At 33.4% G+C, this 1,887-nt stretch carries 2 protein-coding genes; one reads left to right on the forward strand and one right to left on the reverse strand.

Features of this window, described 5'->3' with window-relative positions:
* On the forward strand, window positions 1–825 hold an 825-nt coding region (locus WKI77_RS07545), incomplete at its 5' end, for a hypothetical protein (protein ID WP_337861211.1).
* Window positions 826–833: 8 nt separating this feature from the next.
* Here the strand turns inward: WKI77_RS07545 and WKI77_RS07550 are convergent.
* A partial coding sequence (locus WKI77_RS07550; RefSeq protein WP_337861212.1) for a hypothetical protein occupies window positions 834–1,887 on the reverse strand: 1,054 nt, incomplete at its 5' end.

A 1,887-nucleotide genomic window follows, 5' to 3' on the forward strand; every position in this document is an offset into this window, starting at 1 on the left:
GCAGACCATATGGCCATGGCGCAGTCTGCTGATCAGTTCAGTTCCGGAATATTTACCCTTGCAGGGATATTTCTCGGTGGCTTTTTTATTTACCTGAAATATTCAAGCGTTTATATCACGCTGATTGGTATTTCCATTTTTGCATTAATGATTGTATTCATGCCAGGAACAATAAAGGTTTCCCAACGTAGAAAAGTAAAAAATGGTTTCAGAAGCACAGTAAAAATAATGAAAAATATCGTTCCCTTTCTACTTTTAACCATGCTTTTGAATGGAATGTTTGTTGCAATTGATGTCTTTGCTTCTGGCCTTGTTTATATTGTAATGCATGCAAGTTCAGTATATTATACATTTTTTATAGCTGGATTCCCAGCCGGAATGCTTGCCGGTGGGTTGATATCAATGCATAGTTTTTACCGCAAATATCAAAATAGCAAAAAATTAATGGCGGTTTATATATTTTTGACTGGAATTATCTTTGTTTTAATATCATTTAACAGGATTCCATTTATGGATGGCATATTTACATTTTTATCTGGTGTAATTCTTGCATTTGTCAATGTTTATATTGAAACTACAGTAATCAATGCTATCCCGAGCAGCATTACTGGAAAATTTAACTCATTAACTGCAATGTTTTCAGTGAGTTCTTCTCCAGTGATGGCATTTGTTTTTGGTGAACTTTCAGAATTTCTTTATTTTCCATATATAATTACACTGGTAGGCATAATAATGGCTCTTTCAGCCCTGATAGTGGTAAAAGTTATGGATAGCTTCAGTAATGCCATGTCAAAAATTCAAAATGAGAATCCTGAACTCTTTTAAATAAAATATTATGTTTTAGAGGATTTTTTTATTCTGGAAACAAAAACATAGGTATTTAATAAAGCATAAAACCAGAGTATGATCAGCATTGCCCAGATAAAAATAAAAACATCTCCGAGAACAGCAATTCTTGTAACAGCCTCCAGTTTAATGGTTGAAGTTGCAAACAGGCCTAAAGGAAAGCCATATGCCCATACAGAGAGATAACCAAATGTTTTTTTCTGGAACAGCAGTATAAAGACTACCAGGAAATTCCAGACTTCAAAGCCCCATAAAAGTATTGAAATAAATTCTACAGTTCCAATATTAAGTACCATATGCCCTATTACAGGCCCAAAAGATGTTATTGATAATAAATTTATAATGATAAGGCTGGAAACACCAACAGGCAGCATTGTAGTTGGCAGTGTAGAATTTGATTTGTTTGAAACGTGCCCTGATAAAGCCACCGATCCAATAAATATATAAAGAAAGAAGAATATTCCAAGGCCCATCAAAACAAGAAAATAGATGGATTCAGCAAGATTACCATGATAATATCCCATAAGCGGTGTGGCAAGAAATATGCTTGTTCCTATAGAAAGTGGCGGTATAATTATTGCGTAATTTATTTCATTTTTGTCTATTTCTTTAGTGTACAATCTGTATCCTAAAAGCACTCCAAGAGTCATTGCAAGAAAATAGCTGAAGAAATAATTATACAGTGAAATTTGCGCAAGAAGTTTTGTCATGCCGATCAGGTCTATTAAAATATGATTTATTATAAAGGATATTATAGGTATTAATGCAATAAAACTGAGCCTTGTTAAACTATTCCAGTGCGTGAATTTCTTATCATGGGCAGTAACTCCACGCAAAGACCACAGGGCGAATATTACAATAAATAATATAATGCCCAGGCCAAAAAATACTTCACCTATATATTTTAATTCAACGTCTACAAGATAACGTGAAACAAGAAAGAATACCTGTGCAACTGCAAGTGTTGCTATAACCATTCCAAACCACTCTGAACCGAATATGTATAAATATTTATTTTTCAATAAATTCCATTTCCTTTTG

The sequence above is a fragment of the Ferroplasma sp. genome (genome assembly GCF_037442045.1).
Classification (GTDB): Archaea; Thermoplasmatota; Thermoplasmata; order Thermoplasmatales; family Thermoplasmataceae; genus Ferroplasma.